At 42.9% G+C, this 20,397-nt stretch carries 17 protein-coding genes; all 17 read right to left on the bottom strand.

Annotation, left to right across the window (positions count from 1 at the left end; genetic code table 11):
• Window positions 1–6: 6 nt before the first annotated feature.
• A complete protein-coding gene (yfmH, locus tag P3L57_RS09025) occupies window positions 7–1,293 on the bottom strand; it encodes an EF-P 5-aminopentanol modification-associated protein YfmH (RefSeq protein WP_059352923.1) in 1,287 nt (428 codons plus the stop codon).
• Window positions 1,290–2,567 (bottom strand): EF-P 5-aminopentanol modification-associated protein YfmF, encoded by a 1,278-nt coding sequence (gene yfmF / locus P3L57_RS09020; RefSeq protein ID WP_059352922.1) that lies wholly within the window; start codon window positions 2,565–2,567, stop codon window positions 1,290–1,292. Before yfmF ends, yfmH begins: the two co-directional genes overlap by 4 nt.
• 209 nt (window positions 2,568–2,776) lie before the next feature.
• On the bottom strand, window positions 2,777–3,985 hold the full coding sequence (gene bcbE / locus P3L57_RS09015) for a bacillibactin exporter BcbE (RefSeq protein WP_229043040.1): 1,209 nt from the start codon (window positions 3,983–3,985) through the stop codon (window positions 2,777–2,779).
• A 135-nt stretch (window positions 3,986–4,120) separates the two neighbouring features.
• Complete coding sequence (locus tag P3L57_RS09010; RefSeq protein ID WP_059292764.1) at window positions 4,121–4,846, bottom strand: GntR family transcriptional regulator; 726 nt, start codon at window positions 4,844–4,846, stop codon at window positions 4,121–4,123.
• A 133-nt stretch (window positions 4,847–4,979) separates the two neighbouring features.
• A complete protein-coding gene (locus P3L57_RS09005) occupies window positions 4,980–7,349 on the bottom strand; it encodes an FtsK/SpoIIIE family DNA translocase (protein ID WP_059352921.1) in 2,370 nt (789 codons plus the stop codon).
• A 129-nt stretch (window positions 7,350–7,478) separates the two neighbouring features.
• Complete coding sequence (locus P3L57_RS09000; RefSeq protein WP_024121444.1) at window positions 7,479–7,691, bottom strand: YlzJ-like family protein; 213 nt, start codon at window positions 7,689–7,691, stop codon at window positions 7,479–7,481.
• Window positions 7,688–8,425 carry a translocation-enhancing protein TepA gene (gene tepA, locus P3L57_RS08995; RefSeq protein ID WP_069486542.1) on the bottom strand — a complete coding sequence of 246 codons (738 nt, stop codon included), beginning with the start codon at window positions 8,423–8,425 and terminating at the stop codon, window positions 7,688–7,690. Before tepA ends, P3L57_RS09000 begins: the two co-directional genes overlap by 4 nt.
• 115 nt (window positions 8,426–8,540) lie before the next feature.
• Window positions 8,541–10,208, bottom strand: coding sequence for a ribonuclease J2 (rnjB, locus tag P3L57_RS08990; protein ID WP_044155851.1), 1,668 nt, complete (start codon window positions 10,206–10,208; stop codon window positions 8,541–8,543).
• Between the two features lie 177 nt (window positions 10,209–10,385).
• Window positions 10,386–11,258: a 4-hydroxy-tetrahydrodipicolinate synthase gene (gene dapA / locus P3L57_RS08985; RefSeq protein WP_024121442.1), complete on the bottom strand. Its 873-nt coding sequence runs from the start codon at window positions 11,256–11,258 to the stop codon at window positions 10,386–10,388.
• A 30-nt stretch (window positions 11,259–11,288) separates the two neighbouring features.
• The gene (dapG, locus tag P3L57_RS08980) at window positions 11,289–12,503 is read right to left on the bottom strand and encodes an aspartate kinase (RefSeq protein ID WP_024121441.1); all 1,215 of its coding nucleotides are present in this window, start codon (window positions 12,501–12,503) and stop codon (window positions 11,289–11,291) included.
• A gap of 91 nt (window positions 12,504–12,594) precedes the next feature.
• A complete protein-coding gene (gene asd, locus P3L57_RS08975; RefSeq protein WP_069486541.1) occupies window positions 12,595–13,635 on the bottom strand; it encodes an aspartate-semialdehyde dehydrogenase in 1,041 nt (346 codons plus the stop codon).
• A 125-nt stretch (window positions 13,636–13,760) separates the two neighbouring features.
• On the bottom strand, window positions 13,761–14,363 hold the full coding sequence (gene dpaB / locus P3L57_RS08970) for a dipicolinate synthase subunit B (RefSeq protein ID WP_069486540.1): 603 nt from the start codon (window positions 14,361–14,363) through the stop codon (window positions 13,761–13,763).
• 2 nt (window positions 14,364–14,365) lie between these two features.
• Window positions 14,366–15,259 carry a dipicolinic acid synthetase subunit A gene (gene dpaA, locus P3L57_RS08965; protein WP_024121438.1) on the bottom strand — a complete coding sequence of 298 codons (894 nt, stop codon included), beginning with the start codon at window positions 15,257–15,259 and terminating at the stop codon, window positions 14,366–14,368.
• A 191-nt stretch (window positions 15,260–15,450) separates the two neighbouring features.
• A complete protein-coding gene (locus P3L57_RS08960; protein ID WP_010334291.1) occupies window positions 15,451–15,708 on the bottom strand; it encodes a YlmC/YmxH family sporulation protein in 258 nt (85 codons plus the stop codon).
• A 78-nt stretch (window positions 15,709–15,786) separates the two neighbouring features.
• Window positions 15,787–17,016 carry a M16 family metallopeptidase gene (locus tag P3L57_RS08955; RefSeq protein ID WP_044155855.1) on the bottom strand — a complete coding sequence of 410 codons (1,230 nt, stop codon included), beginning with the start codon at window positions 17,014–17,016 and terminating at the stop codon, window positions 15,787–15,789.
• A gap of 38 nt (window positions 17,017–17,054) precedes the next feature.
• Complete coding sequence (locus P3L57_RS08950) at window positions 17,055–18,014, bottom strand: polysaccharide deacetylase family protein (RefSeq protein WP_069486539.1); 960 nt, start codon at window positions 18,012–18,014, stop codon at window positions 17,055–17,057.
• Window positions 18,015–18,129: 115 nt separating this feature from the next.
• Window positions 18,130–20,247, bottom strand: a complete 2,118-nt coding sequence (pnp, locus tag P3L57_RS08945) for a polyribonucleotide nucleotidyltransferase (RefSeq protein WP_044155857.1) — start codon at window positions 20,245–20,247, stop codon at window positions 18,130–18,132.
• Between the last annotated feature and the right edge of the window lie 150 nt (window positions 20,248–20,397).

Genomic DNA, 20,397 nt, shown 5'->3' with positions numbered 1-20,397 from the left:
TGCATGTTAAGATTTAGGAACCACTTTGCAGACAGTCAGTCTGTCCTCAGCAATTTCCTCTTGTATGATTTGCTGCACATCCTCGAGGGTGATCTGCTCGAGGACAGTTACAATATCAAACAGGCTCATCTCCAAAAATGCATAGCGAGTGAATTGGTTAGCGATGTATTCAGGTGAGTTTAATGCCTTTAAAAATGACCCGATTTTTTTCTTTCTGGCAAGTTCAATCTTCTCAGCGGTGATGATTTCACCGGCGCGAAGCAGATTGCCTGAAATGTCTTCAGCCAATTTATCCGGTTCAGGCGTGTCCCCGCCAATGGCAGCAAAACCGAACCCATATTCAGCCGTAAAATCAAAGCTGAACGTTTCATCTATATACCCTTTTTCATAAAGGGACTCATATTGGGCAGAGCTTTTGCCGAACAAAGATTCAAGCAATAGGTTCATTGTAAGTTCATGCTTGAGCAGCTCTTTCCCTAATTTATACGGATGCTTTGATTTCAGTCCGACGAGACATTTCGGTCCCTGGACATTCATTTTAATTTCTTTTTCTTTCCGGAAAACAGATTCTTGCTCTTTTACTTCTTCCCGTTTAATTTCCGGCTGATCTGTATACGGTTTTCTTTCCTGATTTTCTCTTACCTGAGAAATGATAGCTTCAGGATCAACAGGACCGACTATAAAGAGGAGCATGTTGCTCGGATGATAAAACGTTTCATAGCATTCGTAAAGAAGGTCCTTTGTGATATGGGATATGCTTTCTACCGTGCCGGCTATGTCTATTTTGACAGGATGATCTTTGTACATGTTTTCAATCACCCCGAAGTAAAGCCTCCAGTCAGGGTTATCATCATACATGTTAATTTCCTGGCCGATAATCCCTTTTTCCTTTTCCACCGTTTTTTCTGTAAAATAAGGGTCCTGCACAAAATCAATCAGTGTCTCCAAATTGCGTTCCACATTTGACGTGCTTGAGAAAAGATAAGCCGTTCTTGTAAATGACGTGAACGCATTGGCAGAGGCGCCCTGTTTACTGAAATCTTGAAAAACATCTCCATCAGCTTTTTCAAACAGCTTATGTTCAAGAAAATGGGCAATCCCATCCGGAACTTGAACCATCTCGTCTTTTCCAAGAGGGACAAACTGATTATCGATAGACCCGTACTTTGTTGTGAATACCGCATACGTCTTGTTGAAGCCTTTTTTCGGCAAAACGTATACGTCCAGGCCGTTTGACATTTTTTCATGATACAGCGTCTCCTGAAGCTGTTCAAATTCGATTGGTTTTATCAAGATGCACCCTCCGTCCCTTTTAAGAAATAAGTCGTATCAAGCTGAATCTTTTCGCCGACTTTAATGATATCCTCTTTTGTCACCCGCTCAATATTGGCAAGGAAATCTTCGATCGGAATATCGACTTGGGCAGCGGCCTGCTGATATAGAAATTCAGATAAACCGTACGCAGTATCAATTGTTTCCAGCACCTGATTCCGAATCATGGCTTTCGTCTGAGAGATGTCTTGCTCACTGAACTCCCCGTTTTTCATAGCCTGAAATTGCTCGGCAATAATAGAGACGGCTTGTTTGTAGTTTTTCACTTCAATTCCTGACATCACCATTAATAAACCTTTAAAGCTATCGATACGCGAGGCTGCGTAATAAGCGAGACTTGCTTTTTCCCGAACATTAATGAAAAGCTTGGAATGAGAAAAGCCGCCGAACATTCCGTTAAAAACTTGTAAAGCTGAATAATCCTGATCCGTAAAGGTAATATTGGTCCGATAGCCAATATTCAGCTTGCCTTGTTTGACGTCTTCTTCATCAATGACTTCTTTGGGCTCAGGTTGTTCAGCATGATTGTTTGCAAATGCTTCCAGGGTGCGTTCCTCTGTTTGAAAATATTGTTCAATAGCAGCTTGCACTTGTTTACTGTCAACATCGCCGACGACATATAAATCAAGCTGGTCTTTTTGGATCGCGTGTCGGTATGTTTCATATAATTGATCGGCCGTAATGGCATCAACATCGTCGATCTCACCATTGACGTGCAGCGAGTAAGGTTCGTTTTTACACATTTCCTGTATAAGCCTTAGATTAGAGTAACGCATTTTATCATCATAAACTGCTTGAATTCTTTGCTTCAGTGTTCGTTTTTCTTGATCCACATATTGCGATTGAAAAACGCCTGCTTCCAAAGCAGGTGAAAAGACGATTTCTGCGAGAAGCTGCAGCCCTTTTTCAAGGAGCGGCGTCTGATCTTTTAAATATTTTTCATTCGGAATTTCAAGTCTGAATGTAATCACATGCTGTTCACCTTTTTTCGAGAGATCAGCCGAAACAGACGTGCCGTAAAGTTCATCCAGGTAAGAACGCAATTCTGCAGTTTTTGGACGGCTTTCTGTTCCTCGAAGCAGCACATGCGGGAACAGCGCTCTTTTCGTAACTTGCTCCTTTGTTAAGGGCGCCAGCATTTTAAAGATAAGCGAGACGGTTTTAAATTTTTCTGTTTCTACAATATGTGCGGTTAAACCGCCGTGCTTTGTTTTGACTTCATTGACATATGACATGTGAAACCTCCTTCGTTCATTTCTTATTAGTATGTATTATGACCAAATTTCAGCATTCGCAGAAACACTCTTTCATGTAATTATAGCAACTGTAGGATTTATAAGGAAACAATAACCTCTTACGTATTAATTGTTCGTCCGCTATTGGAAATAAAAAAGAGTTTTCTGCCGAGATTCGCTATTCTTCTCAGCAAAAAAAAGACGGTGTGTCAAACCGTCCCTAAGTTTTTTTCTTCTTCACTTTTTTTAGCATCTACATTAAAGAGCACCAGAAATAAGGAAATAATCCCGCAAAACGCGGAAAGAATGAAGATAAGCCAGCTTGCATTAGACATCAATGCCGCAAACACAGGCGGCCCGAGAGCTACTCCAATAAAGCGCATACTATTATAAAATGAGGAAATTGTTCCGCATTCCTCACTCTCAATCCCTTCTGTTATCAGCGCATCTAAAGCAGGAAGCGCCATTCCGATTCCAATTCCCCCAAAGCTCAAAAAGATAAATAAAAAATAAAAACTGTGGTTCCACCACAAGCCGATAAAAGACAGGCTTAACATAATCATCCCTGTAACGACGCAAAATTTCATTCTTGCCTTATCTTTGCCGATCTTTTTACCCGCTATAAAAGAACTGCTGGACAGGAATAAAAGAGGTATCGCCAGCAGCCCGCCTTTGGCCACTCCGTCAATTGTATATTTATTCTCTAGCGTATCTGATAAGTAAAATAATACGCCAAATAATAAAAACATAATGACGCACCCAATAATAAAAACTGTGTAGAGCCAGCGTCCATCCTGTTTAAAGATTTTCCGCACATTCTTGAGGAACTCTGAAATTGTAGGTGCATCCTCATCTTCTTCAGGCTTTTCGACCAGAAACAATACGAGCAAAAAGCTGATCAAACAGAAAAACGGAATAAACCAAAACGGGACGAACCAGTACCAGGAGGCAAGTAAGGCACCCAGTATGGGACTCAGCACTTTTCCAGAGGTGTTAGCGGTCTCAATATCGCCAAGACCGGCACTGACCTTTTCATCATCCCCCTCAAACAGATCGCCGATAAACGGCATGACGATGGGAGCTGCACCCGCTGATCCGATGCCTTGAAGAACCCGTCCGACCAAGATCATAGCGTAAGGATTGTCTATATATGTCGAAGCAAAAGCAGCCACAGCTCCCCCTATTCCCGCAATAAGAAGGCATGGGAGCAGCACTTTTTTTCTGCCAAATCTATCCGACAGGTACCCCGCGATCGGAATGCAAATGATCGCTACCACCGAATATACAGTGATAATTAATGACACTTGAAATGAACTGACCGACAGCTTTTTCTCCATCATCGGAAGCACGGGAATCAGCATGGAGTTCCCTAATGTCATAACAAGCGGTACGGAAGCCAGAGCAATAATATTTTTCATTCCTATTTTTTCTTTCAACATTTTCACCCATTCACTTTGTCATCCTTTATATCTTGCGTTAACAGCAGTAAAAGTATGTACAAAGAAACATAAACCAGGCAAATAAAAAAACAGACACATCACAGGCGTCTGTTTTTAGAAACGTTTACGCAAAACATGGAATCTGAATTTGTCGGCTCTGAAATAATTTAATGAATAAAGCACCGGTTTATCATGCTGATCGTAATGCGTTTGTTTTAACAGCAAAAGAGCTGTTTCCGGATCGCATTCCAGCACTGGAGAAATCGTATCATGATAGCCGATCGGCTCAATATCAGTTACGGCGTAGCTGATCACAGAGCCTGAATTTTTCTCAAGCAGGTCAAACATAGACTCTTGCTGGTGAGAAAAAGAATCCGGCAATATATCCATCGGAATTTTGTCAATACAATACACAATCGGCTGCCCGTTTGCCGTTCTGACACGTTCAAGATAAAAAACTTCCTGGCCCGATGTCAGATGAAATCTCTTGATATCATCATCAGACGGCATAAGCACTTGAGATGAAAGAAAAATCGTTCCTGGAATCATATTAGCCTGTTCAATCATCTTGGTTACACTGTTCAGCTGTTCAATGCCCGAAAGAAATAACGGCTTAGAATGGACAAAAGTTCCTACACCATGCCTTCTGATAATCACATGCTCTTCTTCCAATATCCGCAGTGCTTCACGCAAAGTCGCCCGGCTGACACCAAGCTTTTTGGAAAGCTCAAATTCAGAAGGGAGCTTTTCTTTCTCAGTGTAGATTCCATTTTTAATATCCTCTTTTATTCGTTCAATCACTTTTAAATACAAGTGCCGATTATCAGCTTTTGTAGACATGTTTCCCCTCCGTAAACCACTTTCGATAAAAATTATTGAACAATTGGGACAACTATATCATGTTTTGTCGAAAAAATAAATAAAAAGGTGTACAGTTTACATAATGTTATTATTGTTACTGAACCCCCTTCATTTAAGAAGAGAGCTCATCATGTTTTTCTTTTGATATTAAGACTTCCCTTGGTTTGCTGCCTTCATACGGGCCAACTACGCCGCGTTCTTCCATTGCATCAATCAGGCGTGCCGCTCTCGTATACCCGATTCTGAACCTTCTTTGCAGCATCGATACGGATGCAGTCTGCATGCCGACGATTAATTCGACGGCTTCATCATAAAGGTCATCGGTAACCTCAGTATGGGTTTCCGTTATTTCTTCAGGAATCATTTCTTCCTGATATTGAGCTTTTTGCTGCGTAATGACATGATCCACGACCTGCTCTACTTCTTCGTCTGACAAAAATGCTCCTTGTACACGGACAGGTTTATTAGCCCCGACAGGTAAAAACAGCATATCTCCTCGTCCTAAAAGCTTCTCAGCGCCCCCCATATCCAGAATGGTCCTTGAGTCCGTCTGTGAAGAGACACTGAATGCGATTCGTGACGGAATATTTGCCTTGATGACCCCTGTAATGACGTCAACTGACGGACGCTGTGTCGCAATAATAAGATGGATGCCGGCAGCCCGTGCCATTTGGGACAATCTCGTAATCGAGTCTTCTACATCAGATGAAGCTACCATCATGAGATCAGCTAGCTCGTCCACAATGACCACGATATACGGCAGCTCTGGCTGTTTTGCCTCTCCCTCATTATTGGAGCGTTTTATATAATCATTGTACCCTTCAATATTTCTTGTTCCGGTATGCGAAAACAATTCGTACCGACGTTCCATTTCATTGACAACCTTTTTCAAAGCTTGTGATGCTTTTTTCGGGTCAGTTACCACCGGAGCAAGCAAATGCGGAATCCCATTGTACACATTCAGTTCAACCATTTTTGGGTCAATCATCATCATTTTCACTTCATGCGGTTTAGCGCGCATCAGAATACTTGTAATAATGCCGTTGACACAGACACTTTTTCCGCTTCCGGTCGCGCCTGCGACAAGCAAATGAGGCATTTTGTTTAATTCAGCAAGCACAGCTTCACCCGAAATATTACGGCCAAGTCCGATTAACAGTTTTGCATCAGGTCTGTCATTAAGTTTTGACTCAAGCACTTCCTTCAGCGATACCATAGCCACTTCCGCGTTTGGCACTTCTATGCCGATAGCAGATTTACCTGGAATAGGCGCCTCAATCCTGATGTCTTTTGCAGCTAACGCAAGCGCTAAATCGTCACTTAGGTTGACTATCTTGCTTACCTTCACTCCGACATCCGGATACACTTCATATTTCGTGACAGCCGGCCCAAGATGAACCTGTGTCACTTTCGCCTTTACGCCGAAGCTTTGGAAGGTGCGTTCAAGCTTTCTGGCATTTTCATAAATATTTTTTTTATCAGCCTGCTGGCCGGTATGCTTCGGATCAGCTAATAAATCTAATGACGGCATCTGATAATCTTTATTTTCAAGTTCTGTAAAAGTCATTGGCGGAGCAGCAGCCGTTTCATTATGGTCAGCCTCGGACTGATTTTCCTGAAGCGTTTCTGTGGCCGGCTCAATTCGTTTTACTGCAGCTGCCGGAGGCTCTTCCGCTTCATTCCGGTCTGAAAAGCTTGAGATAATCGGCTCTGAATGAATGAGAGGCGATACCATTTCCTGCTCCTCTTCTTCAGCAGCGGGCTCTGGCTCGATTTGCTGTTTTTTGCGCGCCGGCTTTTGTTTCTTACTGGTATTGGCTTTCGCTTTTTTCGATGATTTCATATTTGTTTTGACTGATTTCATATCATCAATAAAAGCAAACCATTGTTCTTTGATGAAACGGCCGATCGGGCTCATCCACTTTTTCAGTGTTTCTTGAAGAGAACGCCCCGTGACCAGAATCATTCCGATCAAAATCATTACAATCGCCATAATTTGAGAACCAGTTGATGCAAACAAAAAGTGTGAAGCCGCAAACAGAAGCGCTCCGATCATCCCCCCGCCTAAATCAGGTGAAGCAGAGCTTCCATTCATGTCCATTAAAAATAATTCCCATGTATTGCGGATCACGCTGGCAGACTCAATAGATCCTCTGTTCGTCAAATTTTTAAACAGCTGTACATGAGAAAGCAGCAATATGCTTGCAATGATGCAGTACAGCCCAGCCTTTCGTCTTGTTAAAAGACTCGGCGTTTTTTTCTTCCAAAATAGGGAAACCCCTAAAACGAATAAGCCTAACAAGCATAAAATAAACCACTCACCAGCGAAAAAACGGAACAAGTAGATAAAGGTTTGTCCCACTACACCAAGCTGTAAAATGGCAATAATTGAGATAGCAATGCACAGCAATCCGTTTAATTCAAATTTTATGTTGAGCTGTTTTGCCTGTTTTTTTCTCGATTTTCTTTTTTTCTTTGCCACACTCATCACCTTACTGCGTTAAAAAATGTAAGTTCATACATAATGAAGAAAGCAGCCGTTTACTGGCTGCGTTTTTCTGTAGGATTCCCCTATTATAGCATATTTTGCCCTTAAAAAAGGGCCGGAATCTTATACGTTTAATTTTAGCTTTTGTCCCGGAGAAATATCCGGATGCAGAAAGTGCATTGGATTAGTGCTCATGACTTGAATAACCTCTGCTTCATTGCCTTTCATCTCGACAAGAAGCGGAACACCTCTATACTCAATTTGCTCGTGTGCACTTGGCTGTTGGTTCTGTTCCGCGAAAACAATTTCCTGCGGCATCGTGGTATACAAAATCATTGAATCATCCGTCCTTTTTCTTCTCTCGCTTCCTCGACCAGCTCATTTAATTTATGAATCGCCTGTCCGACTCCGCCGACGTGATCAATCAGTCCATACTCGACGGCATCCTTGCCGACGACATTTGTTCCAATATCGCGTGTTAAGTTTCCTTTTGAAAACATCAGCTCTTTAAACTTATCTTCATCTACATTTGAATGGCTTGTTACAAAGTTAACGACTCTTTCTTGCATCTTATCCAAGTACTCAAAGGTTTGAGGCACGCCGATCACCAGTCCCGTCAGACGAACGGGATGAATCGTCATGGTAGCTGTTTCAGCGATATAGCTGTAATCACAAGATACCGCAATTGGTACGCCGATGGAATGTCCTCCGCCAAGTACGATGGAGACGGTCGGTTTTGACAAAGATGCGAGCATTTCAGCAATTGCAAGACCTGCTTCTACATCTCCGCCGACTGTATTTAATATAATAAGCAAACCTTCAATTTTTGGATTCTGCTCAATGGCAACGATTTGCGGGATTACATGTTCATATTTTGTTGTTTTGTTTTGCGGAGGCAGCTGAACATGGCCTTCTATTTGTCCGATAATGGTCAGACAATGAATATTTGTATCTTGCGGCAGCTGAGGAAGTGTCGTTTCTCCTAGCTGCTGTATTTTATTCATAATGCTGTCTTTCGCATCATTTTTTTCGGGACGTTCTTCTTCTGTATTTTCCATACGATGATCCATTTCGCTTTCACCCTTTCCGAGTTTCTCTTTGTATTATGAACAAAGATCTTCAATTCAATCCCGGCTTAACAGGCAAAAAAATAAAGACCGGAACAGGTCCGGTCTTACGTTTACATTAGACTTCCATAATAATTGGGATGATCATCGGTTTACGTTTTGTTTTTTCATATAGGAATTGGTTCAAAGCATCTCGCATTGCCTGCTTAAGCGTTGACCATTCAACGTTTGATGTTTCAGTTGCTTCTGTCACGATAGAGCGTACAAGCTCAGTAGCCTGTACGATAAGGCCTTCAGACTCTCTTACATAAACAAAACCGCGTGTGATAATCTCAGGACCTGATACAAGATGTTTCTTTTGTTTATCAAGTGTAATGACAACAATCAGTATGCCGTCTTGTGAAAGTAAGCGGCGGTCTCTCAGCACAATATTTCCGATGTCGCCTACACCTAAACCGTCGATTAAAATATTGCCGTATGGCACTTTATCACCGATCTTTACGTTTTGGCCGCGGAACTCGACAACGTCTCCTTTTTCAATTAAGAAAATATCACTGCGCTTCATGCCGATTTCTTCAGCGATTTTTGAATGAGCCTTTTGCATTCTGTATTCGCCGTTTACAGGAATTAAATATTTTGGTTTAAGCAGATTGATCATCAGCTTTAACTCTTCCTGTGAGCCGTGTCCAGATACATGCACACGCTTTTGGGCAAAAATGACTTGTGCGCCGGCTCTGGCAAGCAAATCTACTGTTTTAGAATAAATGAGTTCCTGCCCAGGGATCGGAGTGGATGCAATGACAACTGTATCCCCTTCTTCGATATTCAGCTGCTTGTGAGCTTTGTTTGCCATTCTTGTCAGAGCTGCCAACGGTTCACCATGGCTGCCGGCAGTTACAATCGCTACTTCGCGCTTCGGATATTTTTTGACATCCTGAATTGAAATAAACAGTTCATCATCTGCTTCAATATATCCAAGCTTTCTTGCAAGCTGAAGGATCGATTGAAGGTTTTTTCCGGCAATGGCAATCTTTCTGCCATTTTGAGCCGCTGCATGAATGACTTGCTGAATCCGGTTAATATTGGATGCGAAAACGGCAATGATTACCCGGTTCTCTGAATTGTACAGTGCGTCCGAAATCTCTCCGCTGACAGCAGCTTCCGAAGGGGTGTAACCCGGTCGTTCTGCATTAGCACTGTCAGAAAGCAGAGCAAGTACGCCGCTGTTGCCGATTTTGGCAATCTCGCCAATGTCGCACGATTGATTAAGTGCGGGTGTTTGGTCAAATTTGAAGTCTCCCGTGCATACAATAGATCCAAGTGATGTTTTTAAACTGACGCCTACTGAATCAGGGATACTGTGGATCGTATTAAAGAACGATACCTTTGTTGATTCAAATGTAATGACAGATTTTGAGTGAATTTCTCTTAAATCAGCTTTTCGGTTATGTCCGTATTGTTTTAATTTCTCTCTTAATAGTGCAAGCGTCAGCTTTGTTCCGTATACAGGAACAGACAGCTTGTTTAATAAGTAAAAAACGCCGCCGATATTCTCATCATGCCCATGTGTTAAAAAGATAGCCTTAACGCGGTCAGATCGTTCAATCAAATATGATATGTCAGGAATCACCACATCAATACCGAGCATTTCGTTTTCTGGATGCATTAGGCCGGCATCAACGACAAAAATGTCTGAATCAATTTCGATGACATAAAGGTTCTTCCCAATTTCTCCGACACCGCCAAGGGCGATAATTCTAACGTTTTCTGTATTTTTCTTTTTCAAAATCTATATCCTCCTAGTCTCATACCCGTCCATCATCACTTGTTCCTATTATAACTGAAAGTAAATTTAGAAAACAAGATAAAGCAGAAGGTTTAGGGAAAACCAATATGTATAAGAAACGGTCAAACTCAGGTGGAATGAGAATGACCGCGTTTGTTTCACTGTATGAAATTTTTCTTACAGTTCGCTGATCGCGCTGCTTAAGCTCAGACGTTCATCTTCGTTTAATGGGATGAGAGGAAGACGCACTGAACCGACATCAAGGCCTTTCAGCTGAAGAGCTGTTTTCACAGGAGCCGGGTTAGGCGCTTTAAACAGTTCCTTCATAATCGGCAGCAGTTTCTGGTGAATCAGTGCCGCGTTAGCTGTTTGCCCATTTGTATAATTTTTGATCATTTGCTGCATATCAGAGCCTACGATATGGCTTGCGACTGAAACGACACCTCTTCCTCCTACTGACAGAACAGGAAGCGTCAAGGCGTCATCCCCAGAATAAACGGAGAAATCTTCAGGCGTTTCCGCAACAATTTTTGTAATCGCTTCGAGATCTCCGCTCGCTTCTTTAATCGCAACAACATTCGGAATATCCGCCGCCAAACGGATTGTCGTCTCAGGAGCAAGAGAAGCAACGGTGCGGCCCGGCACATTGTACAGCATAACCGGAAGAGATGTTTCAGAAGCAACAGCTTTAAAATGCTGATACATTCCTTCTTGTGAAGGTTTATTATAATATGGCGTAACAAGCATCACCGCATCTACGCCTGCTTCCTCAGCTTTTTTGGTCAGCTTAATGGAATCTTTCGTATTGTTGCTGCCAGTACCCGCAATGACAGGCACCCGGCCGTTCACTTCTTTGACCGTATATTCAAATAGCGCTATTTTTTCTTCTGTTGAAAGGGTTGGAGATTCTCCTGTTGTTCCCGCTACCACTAAAGAATCTGTTCCGTTTTTCAACAAGTAATCAATCAGTGTAGACAATTTTTGAAAGTCTACATTCCCTTTATTGTCAAAAGGTGTAATCATAGCTGTAGACACATTTCCGAAATTCATTTTTTTCACCTCATCATGATTCAATCACATTTACTTAGAAAGTTCAAACACTTCATGCAAAGCGTTTACAGCAGGAACCATGTCCTCTTCATGGACAAGCACCCAGATGGTCGTGTGGCTGTCCGCCGACTGCAGAATAGGAATCTCTTTCTCTGATAGAGCTGTCACAATTTTAGACGTTACACCCGGGACGCCCATGATACCGGCACCGACCGCCGAAACTTTTGCGCAGTTTTTCGTCACCATCGGGTCATAACCCATATCCATTAAGATGCGCTGAGCTGTTTCCGTCTTGTTCCCAGCCACCGTATAAACGATTTCACTAGGTGTAATGTTAAAGAAATCAACGCTGATCCCTGCACTCGCCATCGCTTTAAAAACTTCAGTCTGAACGTTATACTGACCGATTTTTGAAGGCACTTTGAACTGTGTGACATCTTTGACATGGGCAATTCCGGTAATCAGCCGTTCAAAAACATCACTGCCGACATTGGAAGAATGATGTGATGTCACCAATGTGCCTTTATCTTTGGAATATGTTGAGCGGACGCGAATCGGAACCTTAGCCTGCATCGCAATCTCCACAGCTCGCGGATGAATCACTTTCGCTCCCTGGTACGCCAGGTTGCAGATTTCTGTATATGTTACTACAGGAAGCGGTTTCGCGTTTTCCACTACTCTCGGATCAGCAGTCATCACACCTTCAACATCTGTGAAAATGTCGATGTATTCAGCGTCAATTGCCGCCCCAAGTGCAGCTGCAGACGTATCGCTGCCCCCTCTTCCGATCGTTGTTGTATCGCCCTTTTCAGTAGCGCCTTGGAATCCTGCGACGACTACTGCGTCATGATTCGCAAGCACACTGAATAAACGCTCCGGTTTCATTTCAAGGATTTTCGCATTTGTATGCTGATCATTCGTTAAGAACCCAGCCTGAGCCCCTGTCAGTGCAGATGCTTTTACACCGTTATCCAGCAGCATGCTCGTAAAGACGACAGAAGAAATCGTCTCTCCGCATGATAAAAGCAGATCCTGCTCTCTCGGGGAAATCGCAGACTGGTCGCCGTAAAGCAGTCCCAACAGAGAGTCTGTTGCGTACGGATCACCCTTCCGGCCCATCGCAGAAACGACAACGACAACCTTATATCCTTCACTGATTGCTTCTTTAATGTGCTCTAAAGCCAGTTTACGTCCTTTGTCATCTTTTACAGATGTCCCGCCAAACTTCTGAACAATTATCTTCACTGTTTTCACTCCAAATTATTCGGACGTAACAGAAGAGAGCAGGCTATTTGCGCCTTACTCTCTTCTATTCGTCTTTGGGAAATTCTTTCTTTTATACGAGGTTTAGTTTTTTCAGGCTTTCTGCAATTTGAACAGAGTTCCATGCTGCGCCTTTTAATAGGTTATCAGAAACTACCCATAAATGAAAACCGTTTGCTCTGTCCAAGTCTTTGCGGATGCGGCCTACAAACACATCGTTTTTGCCGACTGCATCGGCAGGCATCGGATAAAGCTGCTGGCTCAGGTCGTCTTGAAGTGTAATGCCAGGAGCTTCTTTTAATAGATTTTTAATATCTTCCACAGTAGCGTCATCTCGGTCTACTTCGATGTAAACGGACTCTGAATGGCCGGTTTCAATCGGAAGTCTCACACATGTAGCCGCTACTTGAAGCTCAGGCATGTGCATGATTTTTTTCGTTTCATTTATCATTTTCATTTCCTCAAACGTATAGCCGTTATCTTGGAATTTATCAATTTGCGGAATCGCATTGAAAGCGATTTGATAGTGTTTTTTATCCCCTTTTACAGGCATAATCTCTGGTTTGATTTCTTCGTTGTTCAAAATCGCCTCTGTTTGGCTGTACAGCTCTTTTACAGCTTCATTTCCCGCTCCTGATACCGCTTGGTAAGTTGATACGATAACTTTGTTTAAGCCGTAAGCTTTGCGGATCGGTTCCAGTGCAGCCACCATTTGAATTGTAGAGCAGTTAGGGTTGGCAATAATGCCGTTGTGTTCGTGCAAGTCTGCCTCGTTAACTTCAGGCACAATAAGCGGTGTATTTTCGTCCATACGGAACGCACTTGTATTATCTATAACAATAGCGCCGCGTTTTACAGCTTCGGGTGCCAATGCCTGTGATACGCTTCCGCCGGCGCTGAACAAAGCAATATCTACTCCTTCAAAGCTTTCAGGAGAAGCTTCCTGTACAGTCAGCTCTTGGCCTTTAAACGTGACTTGGGTACCAGCAGAGCGTTTTGAAGATAGCAATGTAAGTGTGTCCATTTCAAAATTTCTGTCTTCAAGTGTTTTAAGCATTTGTTGTCCTACAGCTCCTGTCGCTCCGACAACAGCTACGTGTAAACCTCTTCCCATCTGTAAAACTCCTTCCGCCAATCAGCTTCATTGAATTGATTTGACTATAATTTTACGTTTTATTTTACCATAGAATATGCGGGTAATGATCGAAATTTTTTGTTTGGGAAAGATTTTCTGTATATTTAGTCATTTCCCTGATAATTATCAACGAGAATCGGCTGAAGCTGCTGATGCATCAGCGCCTTTTGAACGGTTTGAGGAAGCAGATCCATTTTGGCAACCATTGAATTCGGTTTTTTGAAGGGATCGTCTTGCCCAAATGGAATAAAGAAGATATTTTTGGTAGACATGAGCCTCATTAGGTTTGAGCCGTTTAAACCGAGAGCGTCATTTGTTGATATACCGAGAACGACCGGCCGATTGTTTCTGATTGTTGCTTTTGCAGCCATCAGTACAGGGCTGTCTGTCATAGCGTTGGCGAGCTTGCTCATCGAGTTTCCAGTTAAAGGAGCAATTACCATGCAGTCCAGCGGAAGCTTTGGCCCGAGGGGTTCAGCCTTTACAATTGAATCAATTGCCTCATATCCGGTAAGGTCTTCAATCTTTTTAACCCATTCTGCTCCTTCTCCAAAGCGTGTATCAGTCGATTTTACAGTAAATGTGACAACCGGCCGAACTTCCGCTCCTTCATTGACTAGCGCCTCAATTTGCGGAAACACCGCTTCATATGTGCAATGCGAGCCGGTCAGTCCAAATCCGATTCTTTTCCCTTTTAGTGACGACATTCTTATTTCCCCTCCTCAGCATGTAGTTCAGCCAAAAGCTTGCTCAAGACATTGGCGAGGATCTGCCCTGCTGTTTTAGGAGCGACAATCCCCGGCAAACCAGGGGCAAGGAGTGCCTTAATCCCTTGTTTTTCAGCATATTTAAAATCGGTTCCGCCGGGACGTGAAGCCAGATCCAATATTAAGGTTTTCGGTGTCATGCGAGAAAGCACAGTTTGATTCAAAATCATGCTCGGTATGGTATTAATACAAATATCTATATCTTTGACATGCTCTTTGAGTTCATCAGTGTGAAACGGAACGAGCCCCATTTCGGTGATGCGCGCCAGATGCGCTGAACTTCTTGCCCCGACCTTTACATTCGCTCCAAGCGCGGCAAATGTACGGGCGATCGTCATTCCGGTGCGTCCCAGCCCGAGAACCGCCACCTGAGATCCGTGTATCGTATAATCTGTGTGCTGAATGGCCAGCATGATGGTTCCCTCTACTGTCGGAATAGAATTGTATATCGCAATGTCATCCCGCTCAAACAGCTTAACAAGTTTTCTGTTTGCTTGAGCTGCAATGTTTTCTAAATAGGCGTTAGAAATCCCTGAGAAAATGACACAGTGTGCAGGCGTTTGGTCAAGGTGCTCCTGTTTTAAAACAACTTCTTCATTTGAAAATACGGTTGATACGACACCTTCTCCTGTTGTCGCAGACACAGGAAGAATGATACTGTCTATTTGCTGATAAGGAATTTCATCAATATTGCATTTTACAGCTCCGGTAAAACCGTGATCCAATTGGTCAAAACCGACGAGATAGATGTCAGTCTGCTGTTCAGTGAGCTTCCTAATAATTTCGAGCTGTCTTGCGTCACCGCCGATAACTGCAATTTTCAATCCGGTTAACATGTTAAACGTTCACCTTCTTTGTATATACTGGATCCCTAGCTGTTAAGCTCCCCTTCATCTTATGATCAAAAGGAAATAGCGGTGAATTAAAACATACGCTTTTTTCACACAAAAAAACATCGGCAGACTCAGCCGATGTTTGGATGTTTTCATGAAAGCCCATAACCTGCAGAGTTGGGCCTTTTCTATAGTTACTCTTGGTGAGGAGAAATTTCCTCAGGGACATCTAAAATGATCATATCTGATCCGATCTTTTGAATATGATTCCAGGGGACACGAATGTCTTGACCGTGTTTTCTCAAACCAAACCATTTGACTGTCGGAATGAGGAGCGCTGTGATCTGACCATCCTGTTCATTGATTTCTAAATCGGTCTGACCCAGTACTCCCAGCCGTTCAGCTCTTTTGATGTCGACAATTTCCTTCCCGGATAATTCACTGAGCCGCATCTCTGTCACCCCCTTGTACTATGTATGATCAAAAGGATAAAAAAATGCCTGCTCCGTTTCAGGGCAGGCATTTCGGATTTATGACGGCATATTGCCGGAAGGGCTGATAAGAGCCAGAGAATAGTCATTCGTAAACATTTCTCTGGCAAGACCGTTGACACGTTCTAAGTTTACAGCGTTTAATTCATTAATAATTTCGTCTAATGTTTTGTGTTTTCCGAGCAGCAGTTCATTTTTACCGTTTCGGCTCATTTTGCTGTTCGTGCTTTCTAAGCTCAGCATCAAGCTTCCCTTCATTTGCTCCTTGCTGTTTTCCAGCTCTTTCGGCGTTATGCCGTCGCGCTTTAATGTTGCAAGGGTTTCTTGAATGGTTTCTGACAGCTGCTGAAGCTGATTTGCACCTGTTCCGCCATAAATGGTGAGCATGCCGCTGTCCTCATATGAGCTGTGATAGCTGTAAACAGAATAAGCGAGCCCTTTATCTTCACGAACATCTTGGAACAGGCGGCTGCTCATGCTGCCTCCGAGCACATTATTAAGGACGATCAAATCATAAATTTTTTCATGACCGACTTCCAGCCCCTTAAATCCCAGACATAAATGGGCTTGTTCTGTTTCTTTTTTTCTTGTGAGTTTTTCTGTATGGAATCCGGGCTTCTGAAGACCTGTCGCTTTGCCCTTTGCCTCGTATGATCCGAACCATTTTTCTACATCTTTTATAAAGCTTTCTGAAATATTACCCGCTACAGAAATAACGACACGGTCCGGCGTATAATAATCATGCATGTACTGCCTGAGAGAGTCGCCGTTAAAGGAATCAAGCGTTTCCTCTGTGCCTAGAATCGGATAGCCTAAAGAATGATTCCCGTACGTGGCTTTGCTCAGTAAATCATGAACAATATCATCGGGCGCGTCTTCATACATTTTTATTTCTTCGTAAACCACATTTTTTTCTTTTTTCAGCTCGTTTTCATCAAAAGTTGAATGAAAGAACATATCTGCTAATACGTCAAGTGCGTAATTCGCATGCTCATCAAGCACCTTTGCATAATAGCAGGTATATTCCTTTGAGGTAAACGCATTGACCTGACCGCCAATACGATCAAAAGATTCTGCTATCTCACGTGCAGATCTTGTGCTCGTCCCTTTGAAGAACATATGCTCCAAAAAGTGGGAAATCCCATTTATCTCCGGCGTTTCGTGCCGCGAGCCTGTACCAATCCAAACGCCGATCGCGACAGAACGGACTGTCGGGTTATTTTCAAGCACAACTCTTACACCATTTTGACACGTATATCGTTTAATCAAATTTGTTCCTCCTATTCAAAGACTGGCTGCCTGCCCTGTTACTTCAACAGTCTTGTTTCATCCATTAGTTCAGTGACTGTTCCAAGCGCATATCCTTTATCTTTTATCTTTGTAATCAGCGCTTCAAGACTTTCCGCCGTGGGATTGGTCGGATGCATTAGAATCATGGCACCATTATGTATCTTGCTTAACACCCGCGTTTGAAGTGCAGACGGAGCCGGTTTTTGCCAGTCGATTGTATCAACTGTCCACATCACTGTTCCCATATGTTTCTTAGCTGCAATGTCAACAACCGCTTTCCTGAAACTCCCGCTTGGCGGAGCGAACCATTTCGGCTTGACGCCGAGCGTTTTTTCTATTTGCTCATTCGTCTTGTCGAGCTGTTCGGAAATTCTTCCTGTAGTCAGTTTGCTCATATCCGGATGATTGTATGAATGATTTCCGATTTCATGTCCTTCTTCCGCAATCTTTTTAGCCAGCTGTTCATTGTTTTTCACCCAATTGCCTTCCAAAAAAAACGTAGCCTTCACGTTATGCTTTTGAAGGACAGGGAGCATTCTTTCCAAATATTCGTTTCCCCATGCCACATTAATTAAAAAAGCCACCATCGGTTTTTCCGGATTCCCTTTGTAAATAGGCTCTGGCTGAAGAGACTCAAGATGAACGCTTGGTTTTACTTGACTGTACACTAAATCGTTTTCCCGAAACTCACCGTGCTTTTTCATTTTTTTATATGATTTTTCAATATTGACCTTCAAACCATTGTAACCGGGAATGCTTTTCCACACCTTGTCTATTCTTGCATTCTGAGGCTTTACTTCATAATCTGGCGCCTTTTGAAGCAATTCTTCATATAACGGGTCTTTGGACGCCGAGACGGTCACCGTATCTTGTTTCATTGCCCCTATATAATCAAGTGTGTGCGGATTTTTCATCATCTCGAATGAAACAAAAAAAAGAAATAGAAAAACGGCAAACGGTACAAATTTTTTGTACATGTTCTGTCCCCCCTCACCTCACATTATGAAGGAGAAGGACAAGGTAGAACCCGCTTGCTTTTTAAAGCGTCAAAATAAAGAAGCCGGGTCTCCCAGGCTCCTTTCATGTTTTCATTTAAGATTGTTGTTCTTCTTTTTCTTTCTCTTCACGGAGCACAGCTTTACGAGACAAGTTGACCCGTCCTTGCTTATCGATTTCAGTAACCTTCACAAGAATCTCGTCTCCGATTTTGACAACATCTTCAACTTTTCCTACACGCTCAAGCGCAAGCTCTGAAATGTGCACCAAACCGTCTTTTCCGCTGAAAATTTCAACGAAAGCACCGAACTTTTCAATTCGTTTTACTTTACCTAAGTAAAGCTGGCCGACTTCAACCTCTCTGACGAGGTCTTCGATGATTTTCTTCGCTTTTTGGTTGCTGCTTTCAACTGTCGACGAAATAAAGATTGTGCCATCCTGCTCGATATCAATTTTAACACCGGTCTCTTCGATGATTTTATTGATTTGTTTTCCGCTAGGTCCGATGACATCGCGGATTTTATCAGGATTAATAGCCATTGTTAAAATCTTAGGCGCATATTGAGAAAGCTCTTTTCTTGATTCGCTTAATGTAGCAAGCATACTGTTGAGGATTTCCATTCTTCCTTTTTTCGCCTGCTGAAGCGCTTCTTCAAGAATCTCTCTGGAGAGGCCTTCAATTTTAATGTCCATTTGCAGCGCCGTTACGCCCTTTGCAGTTCCGGCAACTTTAAAGTCCATGTCTCCAAGGGCATCTTCCATGCCTTGAATATCAGTCAGAACAGTATAATGTTCGCCTGATTTGACAAGTCCCATTGCAATACCTGCGACTGGTGCTTTAATCGGTACACCGGCATCCATCATCGCAAGTGTGCTTGCACAAATACTTGCCTGAGAAGTGGAACCGTTTGATTCAAGCACTTCGGATACAAGACGGACAGTATAAGGGAAATCTTTTTCAGATGGAATAACAGGCTCAAGCGCACGCTCACCAAGAGCTCCATGTCCGATTTCACGGCGTCCCGGTCCGCGCATCGGTCCAGTTTCCCCGACGCTGAATTGCGGGAAGTTGTAATGATGCATAAACCGTTTCGATTCTTCGACACCTAAACCATCAAGGATTTGCACATCTCCGAGAGCACCTAACGTACAAACACTGAGAGCCTGAGTCTGTCCTCTTGTGAACAATCCGGAACCGTGTGTTCTCGGCAAGAGGCCAACCTCTGAAGAAAGCGGGCGGATTTGATCGACTCCGCGGCCGTCAGGTCTTACTTTCTCTTCAGTAATCAGGCGGCGCACTTCATTTTTGACAAGCTTGGACAAAGTCTGTTTGACTTGTTTGATTGTTTCCTCGTCATGCTCATCATCCTCGAATTTTGCCACAACTGTGTTTTTCACTTCATTAATGGCATCTTCACGGGCATGTTTTTCATGAACCTGGATTGCTTTCAGCAGATCTTGCTCTGCTAAAGCCTTAACTTTTTCACTCAGCTCTTCGTCAATTTCATAAAGCTTAATTTCTGATTTTTCTTTGCCGACAGCTGCAACAATTTCTTCTTGGAATGCAATCAGGCGTTTAATCTCATCATGGCCGAACATAATCGCTTCTAGCATCGTTTCCTCAGGAACTTCGTCTGCTCCTGCTTCCACCATGTTAATTGCATCTTTAGTTCCGGCAACGACAAGATTGATATCACTTTTCTCAAGCTGATCAACCGTCGGGTTAATAACAAATTGATTATCAATGCGTCCGACAGTTACCCCTGCAATCGGTCCTTCAAACGGGATGTCTGATACAGAAAGTGCAAGCGATGAACCGAACATAGCAGCCATTTCTGAAGAGCAGTCTTGATCAACACTCATGACGATGCTGATGACTTGAACTTCATTACGGAATCCATCGGCGAACAAAGGCCGGATCGGACGGTCGATTAAACGGCTCGCCAAAATGGCTTTTTCACTTGGACGTCCTTCTCTTTTAATAAACCCACCAGGTATTTTACCTACCGCATACAATCTTTCCTCGTAGTTTACAGTAAGCGGGAAGAAATCAAGCGGTTTCGGTTCTTTTGAAGCGGTTGCTGTACTGAGTACTGCTGTATCGCCGTAGCGAACCATAACAGCACCATTTGCCTGTTTGGCAAGCTGGCCGGTTTCAACAGTAAGCGTTCTTCCGGCCCAATCTATGGTAAAGACGTGTTTTTCTTGTCCCATACGATTACGAACTCCTCTCTTCGTTGTGTGAAATAATCAATTACTCCTATTATGAACGAAATGGATTGAACATATCAATGTCAAAGTAGTATGTAAAAGGATTTCAATGATTAGTTATAAAAAATTTTTCGCTTTTATACGATAAAAAAG

This window comes from Bacillus sp. B28, assembly GCF_029536185.1.
Lineage (GTDB): Bacteria > Bacillota > Bacilli > Bacillales > Bacillaceae > Bacillus > Bacillus halotolerans.
Note: the sequence above shows the minus strand (reverse complement) of the source record. Positions and strands in the feature narration are given on the sequence as shown.